Raw genomic sequence first — 21,845 nt, forward strand, 5'->3', positions numbered from 1 at the left:
TGCAAATAGAAAGCAGCGCATTGGCGGATCCTTGAGTGGCGAGGCATTTTTTAGCGTTGGAAATTTCATCGACCGGTCCTAGGGTCGCGCTCATGCCAGACATCCATCCGAGTGCCATTGTCAGTGACCAAGCAACCCTAGCTGATGACGTCACCGTGGGGCCCTTTTCCATCATCGATGCCGGAGTAAATATCGGGGCAGGCTGCCAAATTGGTGCTCATGTATGGGTGACCGGTAACACCGTGATGGGGGCTGACAATCATATTGGATACGGGTCAATTGTCGGCACGGACCCTCAGGACGCTTCTTTTGACTCATCGTTGGAAAGCAATGTGGTGCTTGGCGATGGCAATCGGATCCGGGAGTATGTCACCATCCACCGCAGCACCGCGGCCGGAGGCAGCACGACGGTGGGGAACTCGAACTTTCTGATGACCGGGGTGCATCTGGCGCACGATGTTCAGATGGGCGATTTCAATAACCTCGCGAACAATGTGCTGCTCGCCGGTCACATCATCATCGGCAACCGAGTCTTTCTCGGTGGTGGTGCCGCTTTTCACCAATTTCTTCACATTGGCGACTTTGCCATTGTGCAGGGGAATTCCGCCATCAGCCGTGACGTGCCGCCATTTTGCACCGCGCACGGGCGGAACGAACTGGCCGGGCTGAACGTGATCGGTCTGCGTCGCGGTGGTTTCAGCGCGGAAGATCGGGCCGATATCAAGAGGGCCTATCAACTTCTGTTCCGCAGTGGTGGTAACCTGCGTGAAGCCTTGGCCGAAGCTGAAAACCGCAGCTGGTGTGATGCTGCCGAGGTGCTACTGGCCGCCGCCCGTCATCCCTCCCGTAAGGGCTTGATCACAGGTAAGTCCTGATTGATCCGATCGCTGATGCAGCGTAATTATCGGCTGCGTTTGTAGCTCAAAATCCCTTCACCGATGCCCTCGGCAATGGATTGCCGGAACCAGCCTTTTTTCATCCGGTTGCGCTCGCTGCTGTTGGAAACGAAGCCTCCTTCCACGAGGATGGCGGGGTTCTTGGAATGGCGCAGGACGTAGAACCGGGCATACTTCACGCCACGGTTGATGGTGGCGATCTTGGACATCATTTTCGACTGCACGTGAGTGGCGAGTTTTTTACCTTCGGCCCCATAATAAAAAGTTTCCAAGCCATGGGGGCTGGTCTTGCTCGCGTGGTTGTAGTGGATGCTGACGAAGATGGAGTTCCTGTATTTATTGCCGAAACTGGCGCGTCCGGGGAGCGAAATGAAGACGTCGCTGCGGCGGGTCATTTTCGTCCGAATACCTCGTTGCTTGAGCCAATATTCGAGCCTCAGCGCGGTATCTAGCGCCAGGTGTTTCTCGTATACTTTGCCGCTGAGACCTCCTTTGTCATGGCCTCCGTGTCCGGCATCAATGATGACGTAACGAAAATTCTTCGCTTGGGCGAGGCCGGCGAAGAGAGCGAGAGCGAGGAGGATGATCAGCGGGGTTTTGTGCGTTGGGCGGGAGATCATTCAGCGTGTGGCGGTGGATTGGCTGGAAGTGAAGTGGGGCGAAGTTGAGGAGAGCAGAAGGGGCGCTGGAGGCGCGGTCAGGCTATTTATACATGAACGGAGGGCGTTCGGAAATGTTGCGAATTATTTTCCGTTTCTCTGCCTCTGCCTTGGGGTTGTAGGGCACACTGCCGGCAACTTGAACTTCACCATTCCCAAAGGCCATCAGACGAGGGTCTCCGGAGGCTCCTCGTTTGTGGTAGCTGGACGAGAGCACCTGGCCGTTCGGTGAGATGATCGTGTGGGCGAAGAGGTTGGGTTTCACCTGGTAGAGCGCGTGCATGTTGCTTTTGCCATCGAGAGTGGCTTTGGGGCGGCGGAAATTGATCACCTTGCCGAGTGGCTGGGTGGCAATGTGGCGGCCGTTGTTTTGATTGAAGATCTGGGCATAGAGTTCGTGACCTTGGTTGGCCGAGAAGTTTACCAATTTATACTCACGGATTTGACCTGGTTGGCTGGGAAGTCCGGCGCGCTGAACCCAGACGGCACGACCTCCGGTGACGGTGAAGTGCACCCGGTTCGAGGTGTAACCATTGGTGGTGGACCCCGGCATTCTGACCGCTGCGGTGCAGGTGTAGTTCCCCATGTTCCCCAGTGCGTAGGTGGTGGAAAGGGTGATGGTGCGGGCGACCGTTTGGCCGACCGGGATGACGGTGGGGCGATAGCTGATGCGGCGTGCGGGTGGGACCACGCGACCGCGAGAGGTCATCTGAAAGCTAAGCCATGAAAGGTGGCTATTTCCCGAGAGCACCAGCTGCCGACCGGAGTGGTTGGTGATGTGGATGGTGGCGGTCACCGGCTCGTTGAGCAGGTAGTTCGTCTTGTTCATCTTCATCACTACAGCCACCTGGGCATGCGCCTGAACGAAGGCGAATAGGCCGAACAGGATAGCCAGTAGCGTGCGATGGCGGGGTGTGGTGGACTGGAAATTCATAGGTGCTTACTGATGTAGGAAATTCAGGGCCTGCCGTCAATCACCCTCTGAGCTGCGTTCAGGGGAGACTCCGCAGGTGCGGAAGCCGAGGTCCGGGCGGCGCAGGCTACGATCGTCCACCCACTCGTGGGCGCGGGCGCCGTATTTGGGCTTCAGGTAGGAGGCTCCGCAGAGGATGAAGCGGGCCGGCTTCGAGGGATCGGCGGGGTCGAAGACCGCCTTGCGAGTCCACTCGCTGACATTGCCTGCCATGCCGTGGACACCGAGCGAGGTTTTTTCCGTTTGATCGACCGCTTTCCAGCCGGTGCCGCCTAGTTTGGCAGGGTCCGCGCCGGCAGAACAGGAGCCATACCACTCGTCACGTGTTGGCAGGCGGTGGCCTTTCCACTCGGCATAGGCATAGGCATCCCACCAGTCGATTCCTACCACCGGGTAGTTCAGGTCCACCGGCAGGCCATTCCATTGACCTCCGGCGCTGGCTTCGGCGTAGAGCGAGTCCCAATCGTCCGGGAGATGGTCGGTTTTTTCCTCTGGCTGGTCGTCGTGCTGATAGACGGCGCGTTGCTCTGGGCTGATGACCGAGAGGGCGTTGAGGAATTTGGCATACTCGCCGATGGTGACTTCATGCGCACCGATCCAGAATTCATTCATCGTTACGGTCGTGCCCAGTGGTCCGGGGTATTGACCCGCGGGGATGCGGACGAGGTCCTCGAGCTGGCGTTCAGGTGGGGCGACTTTGCGGTTAGAGAGGTAATAGACCAGGCCAATGACAATCGCGAGGGTGGCCACGGCGATGGCGATCTTGGCGATAGTGGCACTGGAAATGAGCGGCCGCATCGGCATGGTCGAGCTAGCAATCTTGGCCTTGTTTCTTGGCTCGGCCAGCTGGCGCTCGATGCCGTCGGCCAGCTCGTAGATTTGATCCCAGCTCAATGGCTGGTCACGGTGGCCGTCTGCCATGAAGCCGAGTAGCGAGTCGGTGCGGGTCGAGCCCGGTTGGTTCGGCGTCAGCAAGTCCCGCAGTAACTGACCTAACAGTTGCTTGTCCTGCGTGGCAACTGATGGGTCTGGCTCGCCACTAATCGCCATGTTGACGAGTCGCGCGTGGAACTTTTCATCGATGATGACATCATGGGCAGTCAGCGGTAGGGTGGCGATCCCCTGGCTTTCTAGACTTTTAGAGGTATCGGCCAGGCTGCGAATGATGCGTGCCATCTGCAGTGGCGGAATACTGAGCCCCTGCTCGTAATGCTCGCTGAGTGGCTGACCGGGGAGTTTTTCGCGGGCAAAGAAACATTGTCCCTCAGAGTGGATGGCTTCTAACACTGAGCTGATCAGCGGGTGATCAACCGTGGCCTTGGCTCGCACATCTTCAAGGAAAGGCTCGGTGAGTGTGGGGTCATTACGTTGTTCTCCGTAGAGATTGCAAATGATTACTTCGCGCTGCACGGAGACCTGTGTGGCGTGCCAGGTAGCGGTCGCCTTGCCCTGATAGATGAGCTTGCCAATCTTGTAATCACCCATCTCCCGGCCTTCGGTGAGGTCTTCGGGAGTCAGCGCATTTTGAGTATCTGTGGACATGGTGTGAGGATAGGACTGCCTGGCGAGGCTCAAGTCCCGCGCATGCTAGCCTATCCCCATATACACGCAAAGAGGATTAGGGGAAATTTCCACCCGATTTCTGACATGTAGACCTCTCTGGCTGTTTTTCCGGTTAGACAAGGTGGCCTGTTAGCGTGTTGGCAGCGGGGGCAGGCGTGGATCGTCTCCATAGCCGCCGTTGAGGTCCGGCAGCAGGCTGTTGTTGTCCAGTGGAAGATCGAGCGGGAGGTCGTCCAGTGGGTCGCCAGGGCGAGGTTCGGGGAGAGGGCGCATTTTCCCACCGTGCACCGCATTGAGTCGGCGGGGATGGGCTTGCTGATCGATCACTTCACCTTCATAAATGAGTTCCACCACGTAACCGTAGAATTCGCGTCGACCTAACAAATGGGCATCTGCCAAGTCCGCCTCGGGGATGGCGTAGGACACCTGCAAGGTTTCTTCGTTACCGGGGTTTTGCCAATCGACTTGGTTATCGCCCCACGCAGGAGTGATCACGGCATTGGTATCGGCTTTGACAATTTCCCCGCCGTTCACACGATCATAGAAGTGCACTTGCACCTCGACGTCGTCCGGGTTGATCACCTTATCTGGGCGCGCCAGCAGAGTGATCGAAACATCGACGTGACGACCTGCGAGTGGTCCCCTGGCCTTGCGTGTTTTCATCGGGCCGATAGCGATGGCGTTTTTCTGCGTGCCCATGCCCATTCCCTTGATTAATTTGGCGGCGGCCAGGCGATAAAAGACGCCGGCTTTGATCCCCATTTGTTGGATCTGTTGGTAGTGGTCGGCCGCCTTGGGATAGATTCCCATGTCTTCGAACAAGAGCGCTTTGTGATACATGACTGCTGGCTCGGCAGGATCGATCCTGCCAGCTTCATCCAGCTTCAGCATCGCCCGCATGACATCGCCATCGAGTTGGATGGATCGCGCTTCTTGCACCAAGCGTTCCACCCGAGGGTTGGCAATCGGCTGGTGCATGTTCATCAGCTCGGCAGGGAGTGCTGGAGCGGGGATCGCCGGGCGTGGGCGGGCTGGGGTGGCTGGCACTCTCAGTGGTGCCGGTGGGTAATCGGCCGGAGTATCTGACACGCTGGCGAGGATTTCGGCCAGAGTTCGCGGTTCGATAGGCTTCGGAGCGGCACTCACTGTAACTCGAGGCCGTTCCTCAACCTGCGCCACCTCCAAGGGCTGCCCGCTGCGCACGGTCAGGGCGGTCCCCACGGTGATCAACTGGGCAAAGGCGATCAGCGCCAATAGCCAGCAAGCGATGGGGAAGGTGGGTCGCCGGTGACGACTGGGAGAGGGCGCATTAGCCGACTGGTGATCAGTCACTTGTGCGCGAGTGGATTGACTCATAGGTGGCGGGCACTCTAGGAAATCCCCTCCGCCGATGTCAATACGGGAAAATCTCCACGGTGGGGGACAAAGGAATCCTTGCGCAGACAGGGCTTTCCACCTTCATTGGCCATAGGCATGCCGCAAGATACGAGTTCAGGAAATGTTGAACCGCCCCGTCCGCTTGAGCTGGAGATGACTCCGGCCGAGGTGGCGGCGGCCTTGCAGCATCTGCCGGGGATCACCTTTTTTGACACCTCCGGGAACTTGCCCTCCCGCAGTCATGCTCCGGTATCCATCGTGGCTGCCCGACCGCGGCAGCTGATTTCCGGTGATATTCATCAGGCGGCGGATGTGCAGCGTCTGCGCGAGGCATTGGCCGGTTGGCAGGTGCACGCCCCATCGCTGGGCTTTCCAGCTGGAGGTGCCTGTGGCTGGATTGATTACGAAGGGGCGTTCTGCTTTGGCATCTATCCGGAAATGTTGATCTATCAGCACGACCGCCAATGCTGGTGGCAGTGCGGTCGGCTCAGTGAGGAACTGCGTGAGCCTGCGGCCCCATCCTCATTGCCTGCCATCAGCGAGTTCACACCGTCGACCACGAAGGCGCAGTATGAAGATGGGGTGCGCCGCATTCACGAATACATTGCCGCTGGCGATATCTACCAGGTGAACCTCACCCAGCGCTTCTCGGCCCCGCTTTCGCACGCAGAGGGGTCGCTTTTTCCTCTCTACGAGCAGCTGCGGCAGCGCACTCCCTCGCCATTGGCCATCTGGATGAAGTTGGCGGAGCGCGAGGTCCTTTCGTCGTCGCCGGAAACTTTCCTGCGCATGAGTGGGCGGCAAATCGAGACCCGTCCGATCAAGGGCACCCGTCCGCGCTATGCTGATCCAGAACGCGACGCCGCCTCCGCCAGCGAGCTACTGGCCTCCGAGAAAGAGAAAGCCGAGCTCATCATGATCACCGATCTTGAGCGCAACGATCTCGGGCAGGTTTGTGAATTTGGCTCGGTCCGGGTGGCCGACATGCTGGCGCTGGAGAAGCTGGAGCAAGTTTATCATCTGGTTTCCACCGTCACCGGGACGCTGCGGGAGGAAATCGACCACCTCGATGCCCTGGCGGCCTGTTTCCCCGGCGGGAGTATTACCGGAGCCCCGAAGAAGCGCTCCATGGAGATCATCGAGGAACTGGAGCCGGTGCCGCGCGGACTCTACACAGGGGCGATCGGCTACCTCGGTTTCAATGGGGAAAGTCAGTTTAACATCCCCATCCGCACTCTTGTTAGGGAAAACGAGACCTTGCACTACCATGTGGGAGCGGGCATCGTTGCCGACTCGGATCCCGCCGCTGAGTATCAAGAGACCTTGGACAAGGCAAAGGGGATCCGACTGGCTATCGAGCAGTTTCAGACGTCGATGCCGGATCTTTCCTCCTAATCACACTTACCGATGACCTCACGCTGCGCCGTCCGGATTTTCCTGTTTATCACCTTGCCGCTGGCATGGTCCGCCTGCTCGCCCAGTGTCACCGAACACGAGGTCACGCCCGCCAAGAATGGGGAGTATGTGATTTTGCTGCACGGCTTGGCCCGGTCGCCCCAATCCATGGAACCGCTGGCGCAGGCATTGCAGGAGGAAGGCTACGGAACCTGCAACACCGGTTATCCATCGACCAAGCGCACCGTTCCAGAGCTCTCAGGCACCTCGCTGCGTGAGGCGGTGGCGAAATGCAGGCAGCTGGGCGCGCGCAAAATCCACTTCATCGGCCACTCAATGGGCGCGATGCTGGCTCGCTACCATCTGGTGGTTGAACCACCCAAGGAAGCGGGTCGACTGATCCAGCTGGCCCCTCCGAATCAAGGGAGTGAGGTGGTGGATAATCTGGTCGACCGGCCTATTTTCAAAGCCGTAAACGGCCCGGCTGGGAGCACCCTGGGCACCGACCCGCGCTCGCTCGCCGCCAAACTGCCCGCGCTCACCCACGAGACTCTGATTATTGCTGGTCGGCGATCGGTGAACCCGATCAATTCCCTGATGATCCCCGGCCCGGACGACGGTAAAGTCTCGGTGGAAAATACCAAGGCCACGGGCATGAAACGCCATATCGTGCTGGCCTGCTCGCATCCGGTGATCATGAAGAAAAGGCGCACCATCGAGGAGTGCATACGCTTTCTCCAAGGCGGCTGAATCCGCTGGTGATGGGGCTTGGCGGCGATGCCGACTTTCTAATTAGATTGACGCTTGGGCATGAATCACTAGGGTGCTGCCCTACCGCCTCACCACCACCTATTTTTATTATGCGTTCTATTTCCCTACTATTTGTCGCCGCCCTGCTGGCTCTGACCCCATCATGCTCCCTGCTCAGCAGCCTGCTGAAAATTCCAGCCAGTGCCGTGCAAATGGCGACCCGCACCGTGGGCCTCAGCGGTCTCACCGATGAAGCTCCCCAGCCTGAAGAGGACGCCGAACTTGGTGCCCTGAACGAGCCAGCTGCCGAGGTTGATGCCGTGGGCAACGACCAGTAATTCCTAAACTGGCGATTATCATTCACAAAAAAAAGCGCGACCTGGTGACAGGCCGCGCTTTTTTGTAGGATCGATAATCGGGTCGACTAGCTGCATCCGCAACCGCCACCGCAGCACTTGGCGCTGGAGAAGTTCTCAGCGACCACGTCCCAGTTCACCACATTCCAGAATGCGGAGATGTAGTCAGGGCGTTTGTTCTGGTAGTTGAGGTAGTAGGCGTGTTCCCAGACGTCGAGTCCGAGGATGGGCTTGCAACCGCAGGCGCCGACGAAGTCACCCATCAGTGGGTTGTCTTGGTTGGCGGTGGATCCGACTCCCAGGGAGCCGTCTTCTTTTACCATGAGCCACGCCCAGCCGGAACCGAAACGAGTGGCTGCAGCCTTGCCGAATGCTTCTTTCATGGCGTCCAGGGAGCCGAATGAGCTGTCGATGGCTTCGGCCAGATCGCCGGATGGAGCGGAAGCACCGCCGGGAGCGATGACTTTCCAGAAAAGGCTGTGGTTGAAGTGTCCGCCACCGTGGTTGCGCACAGGAGTTTGAATGTCTGCTGGCAGCTTATCGAGGTTCTGGATCAGAGCTTCTACGGAAACGCCTTCGAGATCTTCCTTGCCTTCAAGTGCACCGTTCAGTCCGTTGACGTAGGCTTGGTGATGTTTGTCATGGTGGATTTCCATGGTCTTGGCGTCGATGTGAGGTTCGAGCGCGTCGAAGGAATATCCGAGTTCTGGTAGTTCGTGGGCCATAATATTTAAGTTAGATAGGTTTTTAAGTTGTTGGGTTGTCTTTGGCTTCGTGCGGGATTATTCATCCGTTAGCAGCAAACGCTGTCGACGCGGGTACTATGACGTAGCTAAGTGTCATCGCAAGTAAAACTCTGTGCAGCGCCTGCTGCCTGCTCGAATCTCATTCTTCATTTTCCTCTTATGATCACACCTGAATTGCTCCCTTACATTACTACCGGAGTGGGCCTGCTCACCGGATTTATTATTACCTGGCTGCTGATGAACGCCAAGGTGAAGTCCCAGGCTAGCGTGGCCGCCGAGAAGCTGTTGTCGTCCAGCGAGAAAAACCAACAGCTGATCCACGATCTCGAAACTCTGCGCAAGAAATACGATGACCTTCAGGTGGTGGAGTCAGCCCTCCGCCAGACCGGCACCGAACTCGAGGTGCGTTTGAAGGAGGAGAAAAAAGCAGCGGACGAGAAGCAAGCGATGTTGGAAAAGGCGGAGGCCCGTCTGACCGATACCTTCAAAGCACTTTCCGCCGATGCTCTGAAATCGACCCAAGACCAGTTCCTCTCGATGGCGAAAAACAGCCTGAAGGTGCAGCAGCAGGAGGCGTCCAGCGAGCTGGAGAAACGCAAGACTGCGGTCGAACAGCTGGTAAAACCCATCTCCCAAACGCTGGAAAAAGTTCAAAACCAGATCTCCGAAAGCGAGAAGATGCGCGAGGGCGACAAGCAGGCGCTGAAACAGCAAATCGTGCACATCACCGAGGCCAACCTTGGCCTGCAGAAAGAAACCTCCAAGCTGGTGAAGGCCCTGCGGCAACCGACCGGACGAGGTCAGTGGGGCGAGATGCAGCTGCGCCGGGTGGTGGAAATGGCAGGCATGCAGGAGCACTGCGACTTCGAAACGCAGACCACGACCACCAACGACGAAGGAAAACGCCTGCGTCCAGACCTCATCGTCAAGCTCCCGGGTGGCCAGCAGATTGTGGTCGATTCCAAAGCCCCGATGGATGCCTACCTTGACGGCATCGAAGCCGATGATGATGACCAGCGTGCCACGGCCATGGCGCGTCATGCCGCCCAGGTGCGCAACCACATCCAACAGCTCAGCAGCAAACGCTATCAGGACCAGTTCGCGACCACTCCGGAATTTGTCGTCCTTTTCCTCCCCAGCGAGGCCTTCTTCTCCGCTGCCCTTGCCGAGGACTCCACTCTGATCGAACAAGGTGTCGATCAAGGCGTCATCCTCGCCACTCCCACCACGCTCATCGCGCTGCTGCGCGCCGTTTCCTTCGGCTGGCGTCAGGAGGCGCTGGCGCAGAATGCACGTGAGATTTCGGCAGTCGGTCGCGAGCTCTACACCCGCCTCGGTGCCTTCGCCGGTCACGTGCAGAAGTTGGGTCGCAGCCTGAACTCGGCCGTTGGCGATTACAATAAAACGGTGGGCTCGTTGGAAACCAGAATCCTCACCGGCGCCCGCAAGTTCGAAGCCCTGGGCGCCTCTCCGGAGAGCAGCCAGATCGAAGTGGTCGAAGGTTTGGAGTCGGTTCCCCGTGAGATCCGCTCCGATCTGCCGGTTTACGAGAACCCGGAAATCCCCAGCGGCGAAGACTTCGCCATCGCCAACAGCGATCACCAGGACAAAGCCTTCGGCTTCCAGGGTTTCACCAGCCCCGGCGATTCGAATCAGCCTGACCCCAGCTCTGCCGCAGACGATCTGAGATCGGCATTTGAGTAGGAAAATCGATCAGTGCGGAGCTTGGCGTTTTTGATCGGATATCGCCCTCACTTTCGAGGGAGGCGGCTCACCGTGAAGTTATCGATCAGCAGGTGACTGTTCACCGTGCGGAAACCGAAATGCCCACTCGTGAGAGGGTCGCTGTCCTCCAGCTTGAAGATGACTTCTCCATCGCGTGAGTAGCTGGTGGTTTTGCCATCGGCGATGATTTTAATACGCAGAGTTTTGCCGCGTTTGTTGAGGTAGCGCGCGTCTTTGAGGTCGTGCTCGGGGAGCAGGGGGCGACTGCCATCGCCCGGATAACGGCGGAAGCGGGTGCTGGTGTTGCGATTGCCACCGTAGCCAACGTAGTAGAGCTTGAGGTCATCGTAGTCGGAAAACTTGCCGCTGCGCTGTTTGTTGAGGGCAGATCCATCGGGAGCATTGGGATCGGTCGCCAGCCAGAAACAATTGAGGTCACTCAGACGGTCCGCCTTTTTCCCATCGGGATCTTTTTTCAGCAACACCGTGGCATCATACTCGATCACCAAGGGCGTGCTGAGCTTGTGTTTGAACCAGATCGTGCAGCCTGAGCGATCGATGATTTCCATCTGCCCCTTGGTATTGATGCGAACGCTGCCGCCGGCTTGTTGCTGCACCAGCCAGTTCGAGAGGTCGCCGGAAAAGTCATCGTGGTGGAGTGGCTTGCTAGTCTGGGAAGGCTCGGCCAGCAGCGGGCTGGAGATGAAGGTGGTGACCGCAGCGAGGGCGATCGACTGAAGCATCTGACGTCGTGTGGGCATGGGGAATTGGGGGTTGGAATGGGGGAGCTTATTGGCGGAACTCGATGCACATCGCGGAGGGCACTTCGATTTGGTGACCGCTAAAGCTGAGCTTGCCGGTGGTGCGATCGATTCTGAAAACGGTGACGTTGTTAGAGCGCTGACCGGCGACCAATAACCACTGGCCGCTGGGGTCGAGATTGATGTTGCGGGGGATCCAGACTTCCGCATGGATATTCTGGATGCGGGTCAGCTTCCCTTCCTCACCGACGCTGAAAACCGCGATGGAATCTCGCCCTTGCTTGGTGAGATCGCGGTTGGCGGCGTAGACGAACTGGCCGTCTTTGGAAACGCGGATTTCCGAGCAGGTGACCTTGGTCTTGTCCGCCCCGTCCGGCATCGTGCTGATCACCTGCTTGCGGCTGAGTTGGCCGCTGCTGGGATCTCGATCGTAAACCGAGATGTCCACGCTGAGTTCATTGAGGACGTAAGCTTGTTTGCCATCTTTGCCGAACTTCATGTGTCGGGGCCCCGCACCAGGCCGAGCTTCGGTAGCGCCCACCTTGGTGAGTTTCGCGCTTTCGGGGTCGATGGCGTAGGTGATGATTTTATCCATGCCGAGATCCACGGCGTAGGCGAAGCGGTTGTTCGGTCCGTGGTAGATCGAGTGTGCGTGCGCTTGCTGCTGACGGTTCGGGTGCTGGCTGGATCCTTCGTGCTGGTGCAGGGAGGCCAGCTTGCCGAGGCTGCCGTCTTTGCCGACCGGTAACGAGACGATTTTTCCTTCCGAATAATTGGCACCCATCAGCATTCGATCGCTGGCGTCCAGGCTGATGTGGCAGAGGCTTTTGCCGCCGACGCCTTGCTCGCTGATCTTGTTGAGCTTGCCATCGTCGCCAATTTTCCAAGCAAACACCGCGCCTTGACCATCTTCTAACTGGGCGGTGGAGTAGATGTATTGCTGGCTGGGGTGCATGCAGATGAATCCGGCATCCTTCACCTTGCCTGCCAGAGTGGCTGGCGTCAGTGCGCCGGTCGTGTTGTTCAGTTCGGTGGTGAAAACCCCGCCACCTCGGGTGCCCAGATAGACCCGGGTGGAATCATCGGCCGCCGCGGCCATCAGGGTGCTACTGCTCAGGAGGAGGGCGGTGAGGAATCGCTTCATGGCGCAAGCATACTAGCTGCTGCCCTCAGAGACATCAAAAAAGGAGATCCTCCCCAAGCAAGGATGTCATACCACGGAGAGGGCGCTCGAACTGCGTTCTCATCTATTCACCAGGGCACAAAAAACGTTACCGGTGTGGGTAACGTTAGAAATCAATGAATGTTTTTTCAAATGGAGCGGGTGAACGGATTGCCTGGGGGCTGTGCTGGGTAGTCAGTTTCTTGGGAAACTGTGGGGGGAGAAAGCCGTGATGCACGGCACTGCGTGGTGCGCTCGAACTGCGTTCTCATCCGTTCACCAAGGCACAAAAAAACGTTACCGGTGTGGGTAACGTTAGAAATCAAAAAGCTAGTTTCAAATGGAGCGGGTGAACGGATTCGAACCGTCGACATCGACCTTGGCAAGGTCGCGCTCTACCACTGAGCTACACCCGCGTCACAATTTGATGAACCGTTGCCAGTTCGCTTGCTTGCGCGGGGGTTATTTACACTGAGATCAACTTCTGACAAGATCTTTTTTAGTGAAAATGCGATTTTTTTTCGTTTGGTATTTGGATTTTGGTGAGGAGAACATAAAGAACGTGCATGGACATCCTCAGCGAGATCATGCAGCACAAGCAAAGTGAGGTGGAGCAGATTCTGCCTCAGCTGGAGAAATATCGTGCCGCGGCACTGGAGCGCAACGACTTCGGCGGATTCCGCACGGCATTGGATCGTGGGCCCGATCGCTTGGGCATCATTGCCGAGGTGAAGCAGGCGTCGCCGTCGGCTGGCATTATCGATCCTAACTTCGATCCTCTGCGTCAGGCGAATATGTATATCGATGGAGGAGCCAGTTGCATGTCCGTGTTAACGGATCAGAAGTATTTCAAGGGATCACTCGCTGATCTAACGAAAATTTCACCAACGTCTAACATTCCACTACTGCGCAAAGATTTCATTTGTCACGAAATCCAGATTTACGAAGCCATCATCGCAGGGGCGGATGCCATTCTGCTGATTGTGGCCGCTTTGGATCAGGAGACATTAAAACGTCTGCACCGCGAAGCACTCGATTTCCAGCTCGATGTGCTGGTGGAGGTGCATGATCTCGAAGAAATGGAGCGAGCACTCGACCTGGGTGCCGATCTGATTGGGATCAATAACCGCAACCTGAAAACTTTCAAAACCGACCTCGCCACGACCGAACAACTTGCCGACGAGGTGGGTGATGATGTTCTGTTAGTCAGTGAGTCGGGTATCAAAACGGCGGCCGACTGCCTCCGGGTGTTAGAAGCCGGTGCCAATGCTGTGCTGGTGGGCGAAACGCTGATGAAGGCGAATAATCCGGCAGAAACCATGCAGCAGTGGCTGGATATCCGCCTGCCGTAGTCGGGTCGTCGTCACGGTGCGCAGTGGGCAACTTAGTCGCTCAGCTGCGCTTGGATGGCCTTGAGAATGTCATCCAGACCGGAGGTCTTGCTGACAAAGGGAAGGCCGCCATTCATCTGGATGCCGCCGGGGTTATCCGGGTTTTCCTCCACCAGTGCGGTGAGCATGAGCACGGGTGTTTTGGCTAACATAAAATCCGAACGGATCGCACTGACCACATCGCCACCGTCCATCCCGGGCATGACCAGATCAATGATGCAGATGTCAGGCTGCAGGTTGCGCGCGGTCTCGAGCGCCTCCCGCGGGTCGTTGATCTGGGTGACCTGATAACCGGATGCCTCCAGGTTCTCTGCCAGCAGTGTGGTGAAATCAACTTCGTCGTCGATTAATAGGATTTTGGGATTTTCATTCATACATAACACTCTCGCTCGGTTTCTCTGGGCAATCAAGTTAGAACGCTATTCTTTCATCACTTTCAGGGTCAGGGTGGCACTGGCGCCACGACAGTCATCGCGGTTGGCCAATAGCAGCTCGCCGCCGTGAAGCTCGGCAATTTTCCGCGAGACGGTGAGGCCCAGCCCGGTGCCCTTGCCGGTGGCTTTGGTGGTGAAGAAGGGGTCGAACAACTTGTTAAGCACTTCTTCGGGGATGCCTTTGCCGGTGTCGGTGACATGGATGCGGATCATCTGGTCGCCTTCACGGATCCGCTCTTTCAGTCGGGACCCTTCGTCATGAGCGACATTTTCCATGCTCACCAGCTGGGTGCGGATGGTTAGGGTGCCGCCGCCTTCCATGGCGTGCATGGCATTGATGAAAATATTCACCAGCACCTGCTCGATCTTGGTCTGATCGGCCTCGACGTTGGGTAGGTTCTCACCGGGGGTGAAATCGATGGTGATACCGCTTTTCACCAGTTGGTATTCGATCAATTCCAGCGCTTCGGTCACCAGCCTGTTAGGATCATGGCTTTGTAAATCGATGCGCCGATCCGATGAGTAGTCGACCAGACCGCGGACGATTTTTTTCGCCCGATCGATGCCGCGTTTCATCCGTTCGATGGTGTCCTGGCCCTTGCTGTCGTCCTCTGGAAGTCGGCGTGCGAGCAGCTCTAGGCCCATGCCAATCATCGCCAGCGGGTTCTTCACCTCGTGGGCCACGCCGGCGGCCAGACGGCCTACCGATTCCATTTTTTCCGCCTGAATCAGCTGTTCGTGGGCGCTGGTGAGGTTTTCGTGAGTTTGCATCAGCTCCTGGTTGAGCTTCTGCAATTCCTTCTCCGCCTGCTTGCGCACGGTGATGTCGGTGGAGATGCCGCCGACGGCGTAGATGTCGCCGCGCAGGTCGCGCATGGGGAACTTCATCGACACATAATTGCGCTGCTCATCTTTGACGGTGAGAGTTTCATCAAACTGCAGCGGCTCGCCCCGCTTGATCACCAAGGAGTCATTTTTCTGCAAGCGTTGGACGACCTTGGAATCGCCGATCACCTCGAGATCGGTTTTTCCCACCACCTCGGCGGCCTTGACGTTGAAAAGCTCCTCAAAGCGGCGGTTGACCATGAGGTATTTGCCGGTGACGGATTTGGCATACATCGGAGAGGGACTGTTATCGACGATTTCCTGCATCCGGTGTTCCGTCTGGCGCAGCGCTTCGCGGGCCTTCTCCTGTTCGGTGACATCGCGGTTGATGCCCAGAATGCCGGAGACCTGACCGTCCTTGTCCTTGATCGGGACCTTGGTCGTGATGATATGACGTTTGGCACCGCTGGAGTTCAGCATTTTGTAGGTGTTGTGGACGACCACTTCCTGCTTGTCCATAACCGCTTTATCGTCGGCCAAGAAGCGCGATGAATGTTCGTTGGGGAAAAAATCGTAGGGAGTTTTCCCCACCACGTCGGCCGGGCTCTCAGCGCCGACAAATTCGGCCAGCGCCTTATTCGCGACCCTGTATTTGCCGCGATCGTCGCGGATGTAGATCCCGTCGGGAATGCTGTCGAGAAGGGTCCTCAAGGTGTTGCGTTCCTTTTCCAGGGCATTCTGCGCTTCCACCATCTCCGTGATGTTACTGGAAACCCCGAAGGTGCCGATGGTGCGTCCTTTTTTATCGCGCAGGGGTAGCTTGGAAGTCAGCACCCAGGCATCGCCTCCGCCTTCCAAGTTCTCCTTCTCGATGAAGCGTTCCTTGCCTTTGCCGCTGGCGAGGATTTGAATTTCGTCTTCGCGGTTTTTCTTAGCATTTTCCGGATCGAGGAACTCGGCATCTGATTGGCCAATCATCTCCTCCGGGGTCATGCCGGAATAATCGGCGAGCGCCTTGTTCACCTGGATGAATTTCGACTCGCGGTCTTTAAAATAAATCCACGACGGCAGGTGATCCATCAGAGCGTTGAAATAGCGCTCGGCGACATCGCGCTGATTGCGGGCCCGCTTGAGCGCCTGCTGGCTCTCGAGCAGTTCCAGCCGAGATGATCCAATAGCGCCTACCATCAGCATTAGCAAAACCAGCCCAAGCCCCAGGCAGCACCACCTGCCCCAGCCGGGAATTTCCTGAGCCACAGCCAAGGCAACTAACAGTATGGCCACCACAGCGCCCATGAGTGCAAACAGCCGATCATTTCCCAAATTCACCCTATCAGTAAACCACAGGTGCCACGACGATTCCAGTCATTTAGAAATCATCATCTTGGCAAGAGGTGTGCCACGAAGGTGATCTTCCCAATCTAACACGTGACGGTGCAATCGTGTTTAGAGCTGTGTGGAGTCCTTGGAAAGCAGGTTGGTCTCCTCGTTGCTGGCGATCTCATCGCGCACGGCTTCCTCCAGATCGAGGTCCTTGCCGGTGTCGGTGTCCTCGAAGGACGGCTCACCCTGGCTGGAGGCGGTCGAGCGATTTTCGCCACTGGCAGGGGGCTGGTTGATGACGCGGTAGATCGGTTCCGGCATTTCGATGCCTTCCTGGTCGAACTTGGTTTTGATCAGTCGGATCGATTCGCTGCGCACCTTGAGGTAGTCGCTCTGGCGCTGGTCAAGCCAGCCGAAGAAGCGCATCTTCACCGAGCTGTCACCGAGTTCCTCGATGATGACGCTCGGTTTGGGGTCGTCGAGCACGCCGTCGATTTTTTGCAGGATGGAAATGCCGAGTTGTTTCACGCGGACCAGGTCGAGTTCTACCGAGACGCCCACGGCGAAGTCGAAGCGGCGTTTCGGATTGCGGCTGAAGTTGACGATTTCTTCCTTCAGGATCTTGCCGTTGGGCACCCGCAGGTGGTTGCCGTCCACGGTCATCAGCACGGTGTCCCGGGAGGTGAGGCGGACCACGGTGCCCTTGCGACTGCCCACCTCCACGGCGTCGCCGAGCTCGAAGGGGTTCCGCACGCTGAGCAGCATGCCGGCGATGTAGTTTTCCACGATCCCCTGCATGGCAAAACCGATGGCAATGCCCGCCACGCCGGCGAGTCCCAGCACGGCGGTGACCATGGTGGTGGCATCGAGCAGTTCCATCGCCAAGGCAATGGCGAGCAGCAGGATGAGCAAGCGCATCAGGCGCTTTACCAGCATCGCCGGCATGCCGTGCAGGCCGAGCTTGGTGTAGATTTTCTCCCTCGAGGTGAGCCAGCGACCGAGGAAAATGGCGACCGCTACGATCAGCGCGCTGAGGCCGATGAGGGGAAGTTTTTTGACAAAGGTCTGCCACAAGACGAGCGCCTTTTGCCGCAGCGGACTGAGTCGACCGGAGATCTCGGTGCTGGTTTCGATCTGGTTGCGGACGAAGATGACGCCCTCGGTTTTTTCCGCCAAGGCGACGGCCGTTTCCGCAGATTCCCCCTCGATCACGGTGCCCTCGAGAATGACTACGCCGCTGATGGTGCTGACCTCGATGTTTTCCAGGCCACCGATGGCTTGGTAGATATTCAGCAGGCGCTTGCTGATGTTTTGGTCGGCGGTTACCGGCGTGACCTCCACTTTTTCCTCGGTGATGCCACCCTCTTGGGCGTGCAGCTGGCCGGAGAATGCCGCGATCAGGCAGGCGGCGGTGAGCAGGAGAAGCCGAAGGGGTCGGTGCCAAGGGGTCATGGCCGGAAAGGGGGGCTTAAGTTTGTGCCGCCAGCGGTGGTCCGCAGACCGAGTGGCGAGTGAGGAATTCATCGGTGGCGTCGCCATAGGCCTTGGCTCCGATACCGCTGGGATCGTGTTCGAAGACAGTCAGTCCGTGGCTGGGTGCCTCGCCGATACGGATCGAGCGGGGGATCACCGTGTTGTAGAGTTGGGCGGGGAAATAATTGGAAACCTCCTCGACGACTTGGCGTGAGAGGTTGGTGCGGCCGTCATACATGGTCATCAGGATGCCCTCCAGGGTGACGTCCGGATTGGCTCCGGTCTCGCGGATTTGCTCGATGACCTGGACAATTTTTGCCAGGCCCTCGAGGCCGAACCACTCGCACTGCAGCGGGATCAGGATCTCATCGGCCGCGGCCAGTGCCGAGGTCATCAGCACGCCGAGCGACGGCGGGGTGTCCAAGATGCAGAAGTCGAACGAGTTGTGTTGCTTCGAGTTGGCCAGCAGGTTGCGCAGGCGCAGTAAGTGGTCGTCCATCCGTGCCAGCTCGATCTCCACCCCCGCGAGGTCCATGCCGGAGGGGATCAGGGAGAGGTTTTCCATGCGCGTCGGGATGATTTTTTCCTCCATGCTACCTTCGCCGAGCAGTGGGTAATACATGCTCTCCGTGCCGTCCGGCTCGATGCCGATGCCGCTGGTGGTGTTGGCCTGGGGATCGAGGTCGATCAACAGCACACGTTGTCCTTTGAGCGCGAGTCCGGCAGAAAGGTTGATGGCGGTGGTGGTTTTTCCTACGCCTCCTTTTTGGTTGGCGGTGGCAATGATTTTCATGGGTCGAAAGGCAGAAATGAGCAAAAATGGATCCCGATGGGTGTCGTTGGGAGCTTGGGCGGGCCGCAAGGGGCTGCGTCGTGAAACATGCACAATATCGGCGCTTCACCAAAGATAAAAAACGCTGGATCTGCAAACGCGGCATTGCACTGGACGCCGATTGCGGCAATCTGCGGCTCCACGAGAACCATGGAAATTACCGAACAATGGATAGGCCAGGCCGCCGGTGGCCGCGTTTTCAAGGAGGCTCGCTCCTTGGTGAAGCTGGGGAAGGTCAGCCAGGTGAAACGCAGCGAGGATGTCTTCCAAGGGACCTTCCAGCAAGGACGCAAACCCATGCGGGTGGTGGTCAAGGTGCTCGGACCCCATCACGTGAAGAACCTTTGCCCCTGTTCGGTCAGTCGCGCGACCGGAGGCATGTGTGAGCACGCCACCGCCGTCCTGCTCGCCGCCGTCACCGATCTCGCCCCGGAGAAAAAGTCCCCCGCTAAGAGCTCAGCTCCGGCGTCCCAGCCGATGCCCGAGATGCAGCCGCTGGACATCCGCCTTTCCCCCAAGTTCCCCCACGAGGGGCTGCGCGCTGTGCACCTGCGCCCGGCCGACCCCTCGACGCCGGTGCAGCAGCCGGACCTGCTGCTCGCCCTCTGGCTGCACAAACAGACCGGCCAGACCGGTGCCGCGATGCTTTCTCTCCAGGAGTCGCAACTGCCCGGTTTTTTCCGCGCCGTCGCTGGCCACCAGCGGGTGACACGAGGTGCCTCAGCGATGGAGATCCATCAGGCGACCCTGCGTCCGCATCTGGAAATGGAGATCAACCAGGAAAGCGGCGGCGACACCCTGTGGCTGCGTCTCGCGGATCTGGAAACAGGCGAGATCTTCGTGCTGGGCGATGCGCTGGCGCAGTGGGACGAGGAGAACGCCCGACTCCTCATCGCCGCCAGCCAGGATAAGAACCGACTCGGTGAGCTGCTCAGCCTCGACGACCTCGCATCTGGCGATTGGATGGAGCTGGACACCGCGGCCTTCGTCAAACGGCTTGAAGCGATTGAAAAAGCCTACCAGCTGCCAGCCGATCTGGGCGGCATCGACCTGCGCGATGCCTCACCGCAGATTGAGCTTGAGATCGCAGGCTCCACCCGCGCCCTGCAAGCCAGATTGAGCGCTCGCTACACGGACGCCGTCAGTGTGGCTCTAGGCCTCAGCCCTGAGGCCTCCGCCTTTCCGTGTCGCTCCGATGACGATCCGAACCAGTGGCTTGTCAGAAATGAGGAACACGAGCAGGAAGCGATCTCCCGGCTGATGGGGCAGGGTTTTGAAATCCTCGATGCGTCCGGCTTTCTCTTCCTTCGCGGCGAGGATGAGGTGCTCGATTTCCTCACCGTGACGCTGCCGGCGCTACGGAAGATTTGGACGGTCAATACCGAGGAAAAACTCGGCAGGGTGGAGGAGCGACTGGAACGCATCGTGCCGCAGTTCGAGATGGCAGACGGCGGACAGATCGCCTCCGGTCAGGATTGGCTGGCCTGCGATGTCACCTGGCAATGCGGCGAGAGAACCTTGGATGGCAATGCGGTGCGGAAGCTCTTGCAGTCGGGCAGCCGCAGCATCAAGCTCCCCGGCGGCGGAAAAGCGGTGATCTCCCAGTTCGATACCGAGGTGATGGATGGGGTGTTGCTAGACGCCGATCCGAAACAGGAAAATGGTCGCTACTACTTTCCACCGAACCAGGTCGGCTATCTCAAGCGGCTGAACAACTACTACCAAGCGGCCGACGGCAAAAGCGCCGAGCCGGAAGTCGATGTGCCGGCGCTACCGGACGATCTCGAACAGACGCTGCGCAGCTACCAGAAGGATGGTGTGCAGTGGCTTTACCGCCGTGCGCAGGGAGAAGGTGCCGCGCTGTTAGCTGATGACATGGGGCTGGGGAAAACCTTGCAGACGCTTGCCTTTCTCAAACTCTGGCAGGGCAAGGGGCCTGCGCTTGTGGTGGCCCCGGCAACCTTGTTGGGAAACTGGCGCGATGAAGCAGCCAAGTTCGTGCCGGACCTCAAGGTGCTGGTGATGCACGGCAGCAAACGCAAAAATTACTTCGAGGTAATGGCGACGGCCGACGTCATCATCACCAGCTACTCCCTCTTGGATCGCGATAACGCGCGGTATCGGGAGATCGAATTCGGGGCCGCGGTGCTGGACGAGGCCAGTGCCGTTAAGAACCCGGACACCCTAGCGGCCAAGGCGGTGAGAAAGATCAATGCCGCCGCCCGCATCGCCATTTCCGGCACCCCGGTGGAGAACAGCGTGCGTGATTTGTGGTCGATTTTCCAATTCCTGCTGCCCGGATATCTGGGGGGGCGTGAGGACTTTAAAAATCGCTATGAGCTCCCCTGTGCCACCGAAGCGCAGAGCCCGGAAAGCCGAGCCGCCATGCAGCGCCTGCGCTGGCGCACCGAACCCTTCATGCTGCGCCGCACCAAGTCGCTGGTGGCCAAGGATCTTCCAGCCAAAATCGAAAGCGTGGTCTGGTGCGAACCCTCAGCGCTGCAAAAGGAAAGCTACCAAGCGATCCTCCGCCAAGGCGCGGCGAAGGTGGATGAGCTGCGCCAGAAATCGGGCGCCGATAGTGCCAGGATGCAGATGCTCACCGTGCTGCTGAGGTTGCGACAGACTTGCTGTGATCTTCGATTGTTAGACGATCAGCTGAAGAAAAAGTCACTGGCCGAGGTGTCAGGGAAGTTGGCGCGACTGATGGAGCTGTTAGGCGAAGCGGGGCGAGGTGGCCACCGGGTGCTGGTGTTCAGTCAGTTCACCTCCATGCTGGCCTTGATCCGTGCCGAGCTGGAGAAGGAGAACATCCAGCATTGCTACCTCGACGGGGCAACGCGCGATCGCAGCAAAGAGGTCGACCGTTTCCAGAATCCAAGCGGGCCACCAGTTTTCCTGATCAGTCTGAAAGCGGGTGGCTACGGCTTGACACTGACGGCGGCGGACACCGTGGTGCTGTTCGATCCCTGGTGGAACCCGGCGGTGGAAGCCCAGGCGGCCGACCGGATTCACCGGATCGGGCAGACCAAACCGGCGACGATTTACAAATTCATCACCCGCGACACCGTGGAGGAAAAAATCCTCCGGCTGCAGGAGAAAAAACGCAGCGTCATCGATGCCGCCATGGGCGAGTCAGACGATGAGGCACGCCCGATGATGAATGGTCTGAACGAGCAGGAAATGTTGGACCTCCTGAGCTGA

The 21,845-nt window shown here is 58.3% G+C and carries 18 protein-coding genes and 1 tRNA gene; 7 read left to right on the plus strand and 12 right to left on the minus strand.

The features are described from left to right. Window positions 1-92: 92 nt before the first annotated feature. Entirely contained in the window at window positions 93-875 is a 783-nt protein-coding gene (lpxA, locus tag JO972_RS10840) for an acyl-ACP--UDP-N-acetylglucosamine O-acyltransferase (RefSeq protein ID WP_309490068.1), read from the plus strand. A gap of 26 nt (window positions 876-901) precedes the next feature. Here lpxA and JO972_RS10845 read toward each other — a convergent pair whose 3' ends face one another. From JO972_RS10845 to JO972_RS10860, 4 genes are all read right to left on the minus strand, one after another. After that, the gene (locus tag JO972_RS10845; protein ID WP_309490069.1) at window positions 902-1,516 is read right to left on the minus strand and encodes an N-acetylmuramoyl-L-alanine amidase family protein; all 615 of its coding nucleotides are present in this window, start codon (window positions 1,514-1,516) and stop codon (window positions 902-904) included. Between the two features lie 82 nt (window positions 1,517-1,598). Then, on the minus strand, window positions 1,599-2,489 hold the full coding sequence (locus JO972_RS10850) for a hypothetical protein (protein WP_309490070.1): 891 nt from the start codon (window positions 2,487-2,489) through the stop codon (window positions 1,599-1,601). 36 nt (window positions 2,490-2,525) lie between these two features. Next, window positions 2,526-4,070 carry an SUMF1/EgtB/PvdO family nonheme iron enzyme gene (locus JO972_RS10855; protein ID WP_309490071.1) on the minus strand — a complete coding sequence of 515 codons (1,545 nt, stop codon included), beginning with the start codon at window positions 4,068-4,070 and terminating at the stop codon, window positions 2,526-2,528. A 150-nt stretch (window positions 4,071-4,220) separates the two neighbouring features. After that, window positions 4,221-5,447: a hypothetical protein gene (locus tag JO972_RS10860; protein ID WP_309490072.1), complete on the minus strand. Its 1,227-nt coding sequence runs from the start codon at window positions 5,445-5,447 to the stop codon at window positions 4,221-4,223. A 117-nt stretch (window positions 5,448-5,564) separates the two neighbouring features. Between JO972_RS10860 and pabB the strand changes: the two genes are divergently transcribed. The 3 genes from pabB to JO972_RS10875 all read left to right on the plus strand — a co-directional run bounded on the left by pabB (window position 5,565) and on the right by JO972_RS10875 (window position 7,951). Further along, window positions 5,565-6,863 (plus strand): aminodeoxychorismate synthase component I, encoded by a 1,299-nt coding sequence (pabB, locus tag JO972_RS10865; RefSeq protein ID WP_309490073.1) that lies wholly within the window; start codon window positions 5,565-5,567, stop codon window positions 6,861-6,863. A gap of 12 nt (window positions 6,864-6,875) precedes the next feature. Next, the gene (locus JO972_RS10870) at window positions 6,876-7,613 is read left to right on the plus strand and encodes an alpha/beta fold hydrolase (protein WP_309490074.1); all 738 of its coding nucleotides are present in this window, start codon (window positions 6,876-6,878) and stop codon (window positions 7,611-7,613) included. A 110-nt stretch (window positions 7,614-7,723) separates the two neighbouring features. Next, window positions 7,724-7,951 carry a hypothetical protein gene (locus JO972_RS10875; RefSeq protein WP_309490075.1) on the plus strand — a complete coding sequence of 76 codons (228 nt, stop codon included), beginning with the start codon at window positions 7,724-7,726 and terminating at the stop codon, window positions 7,949-7,951. A gap of 86 nt (window positions 7,952-8,037) precedes the next feature. Here the strand turns inward: JO972_RS10875 and JO972_RS10880 are convergent, their stop codons facing one another. Beyond that, window positions 8,038-8,694 (minus strand): superoxide dismutase, encoded by a 657-nt coding sequence (locus JO972_RS10880; protein ID WP_309490076.1) that lies wholly within the window; start codon window positions 8,692-8,694, stop codon window positions 8,038-8,040. Between the two features lie 180 nt (window positions 8,695-8,874). Between JO972_RS10880 and JO972_RS10885 the strand changes: the two genes are divergently transcribed. Further along, the gene (locus JO972_RS10885; RefSeq protein ID WP_309490077.1) at window positions 8,875-10,419 is read left to right on the plus strand and encodes a DNA recombination protein RmuC; all 1,545 of its coding nucleotides are present in this window, start codon (window positions 8,875-8,877) and stop codon (window positions 10,417-10,419) included. Window positions 10,420-10,466: 47 nt separating this feature from the next. Here the strand turns inward: JO972_RS10885 and JO972_RS10890 are convergent, their stop codons facing one another. The 3 genes from JO972_RS10890 to JO972_RS10900 all read right to left on the minus strand — a co-directional run bounded on the left by JO972_RS10890 (window position 10,467) and on the right by JO972_RS10900 (window position 12,779). Further along, window positions 10,467-11,201: a DUF6250 domain-containing protein gene (locus JO972_RS10890; protein WP_309490078.1), complete on the minus strand. Its 735-nt coding sequence runs from the start codon at window positions 11,199-11,201 to the stop codon at window positions 10,467-10,469. Between the two features lie 28 nt (window positions 11,202-11,229). After that, complete coding sequence (locus tag JO972_RS10895; RefSeq protein WP_309490079.1) at window positions 11,230-12,345, minus strand: lactonase family protein; 1,116 nt, start codon at window positions 12,343-12,345, stop codon at window positions 11,230-11,232. Between the two features lie 359 nt (window positions 12,346-12,704). After that, window positions 12,705-12,779: transfer RNA gene (locus JO972_RS10900), tRNA-Gly, on the minus strand. A gap of 150 nt (window positions 12,780-12,929) precedes the next feature. On the opposite strand from JO972_RS10900, the gene trpC reads away from it, so the two are divergent. Continuing rightward, the gene (gene trpC, locus JO972_RS10905) at window positions 12,930-13,715 is read left to right on the plus strand and encodes an indole-3-glycerol phosphate synthase TrpC (protein ID WP_309490080.1); all 786 of its coding nucleotides are present in this window, start codon (window positions 12,930-12,932) and stop codon (window positions 13,713-13,715) included. Window positions 13,716-13,747: 32 nt separating this feature from the next. Here trpC and JO972_RS10910 read toward each other — a convergent pair whose 3' ends face one another. From JO972_RS10910 to JO972_RS10925, 4 genes are all read right to left on the minus strand, one after another. Continuing rightward, window positions 13,748-14,128: a response regulator gene (locus JO972_RS10910; protein ID WP_309490081.1), complete on the minus strand. Its 381-nt coding sequence runs from the start codon at window positions 14,126-14,128 to the stop codon at window positions 13,748-13,750. Between the two features lie 45 nt (window positions 14,129-14,173). Then, window positions 14,174-16,309, minus strand: a complete 2,136-nt coding sequence (locus tag JO972_RS10915) for a PAS domain-containing protein (RefSeq protein WP_309490082.1) — start codon at window positions 16,307-16,309, stop codon at window positions 14,174-14,176. A gap of 150 nt (window positions 16,310-16,459) precedes the next feature. Continuing rightward, window positions 16,460-17,788 carry a mechanosensitive ion channel domain-containing protein gene (locus JO972_RS10920; protein ID WP_309490083.1) on the minus strand — a complete coding sequence of 443 codons (1,329 nt, stop codon included), beginning with the start codon at window positions 17,786-17,788 and terminating at the stop codon, window positions 16,460-16,462. 16 nt (window positions 17,789-17,804) lie between these two features. Beyond that, window positions 17,805-18,602 carry a ParA family protein gene (locus JO972_RS10925; RefSeq protein ID WP_309490084.1) on the minus strand — a complete coding sequence of 266 codons (798 nt, stop codon included), beginning with the start codon at window positions 18,600-18,602 and terminating at the stop codon, window positions 17,805-17,807. Between the two features lie 189 nt (window positions 18,603-18,791). Here JO972_RS10925 and JO972_RS10930 point away from each other — a divergent pair, with 189 nt between their 5' ends. Continuing rightward, window positions 18,792-21,845 (plus strand): SNF2-related protein, encoded by a 3,054-nt coding sequence (locus JO972_RS10930; RefSeq protein ID WP_309490085.1) that lies wholly within the window; start codon window positions 18,792-18,794, stop codon window positions 21,843-21,845.

The organism is Oceaniferula flava (assembly GCF_016811075.1).
Taxonomy (GTDB): Bacteria; Verrucomicrobiota; Verrucomicrobiia; order Verrucomicrobiales; family Akkermansiaceae; genus Oceaniferula; species Oceaniferula flava.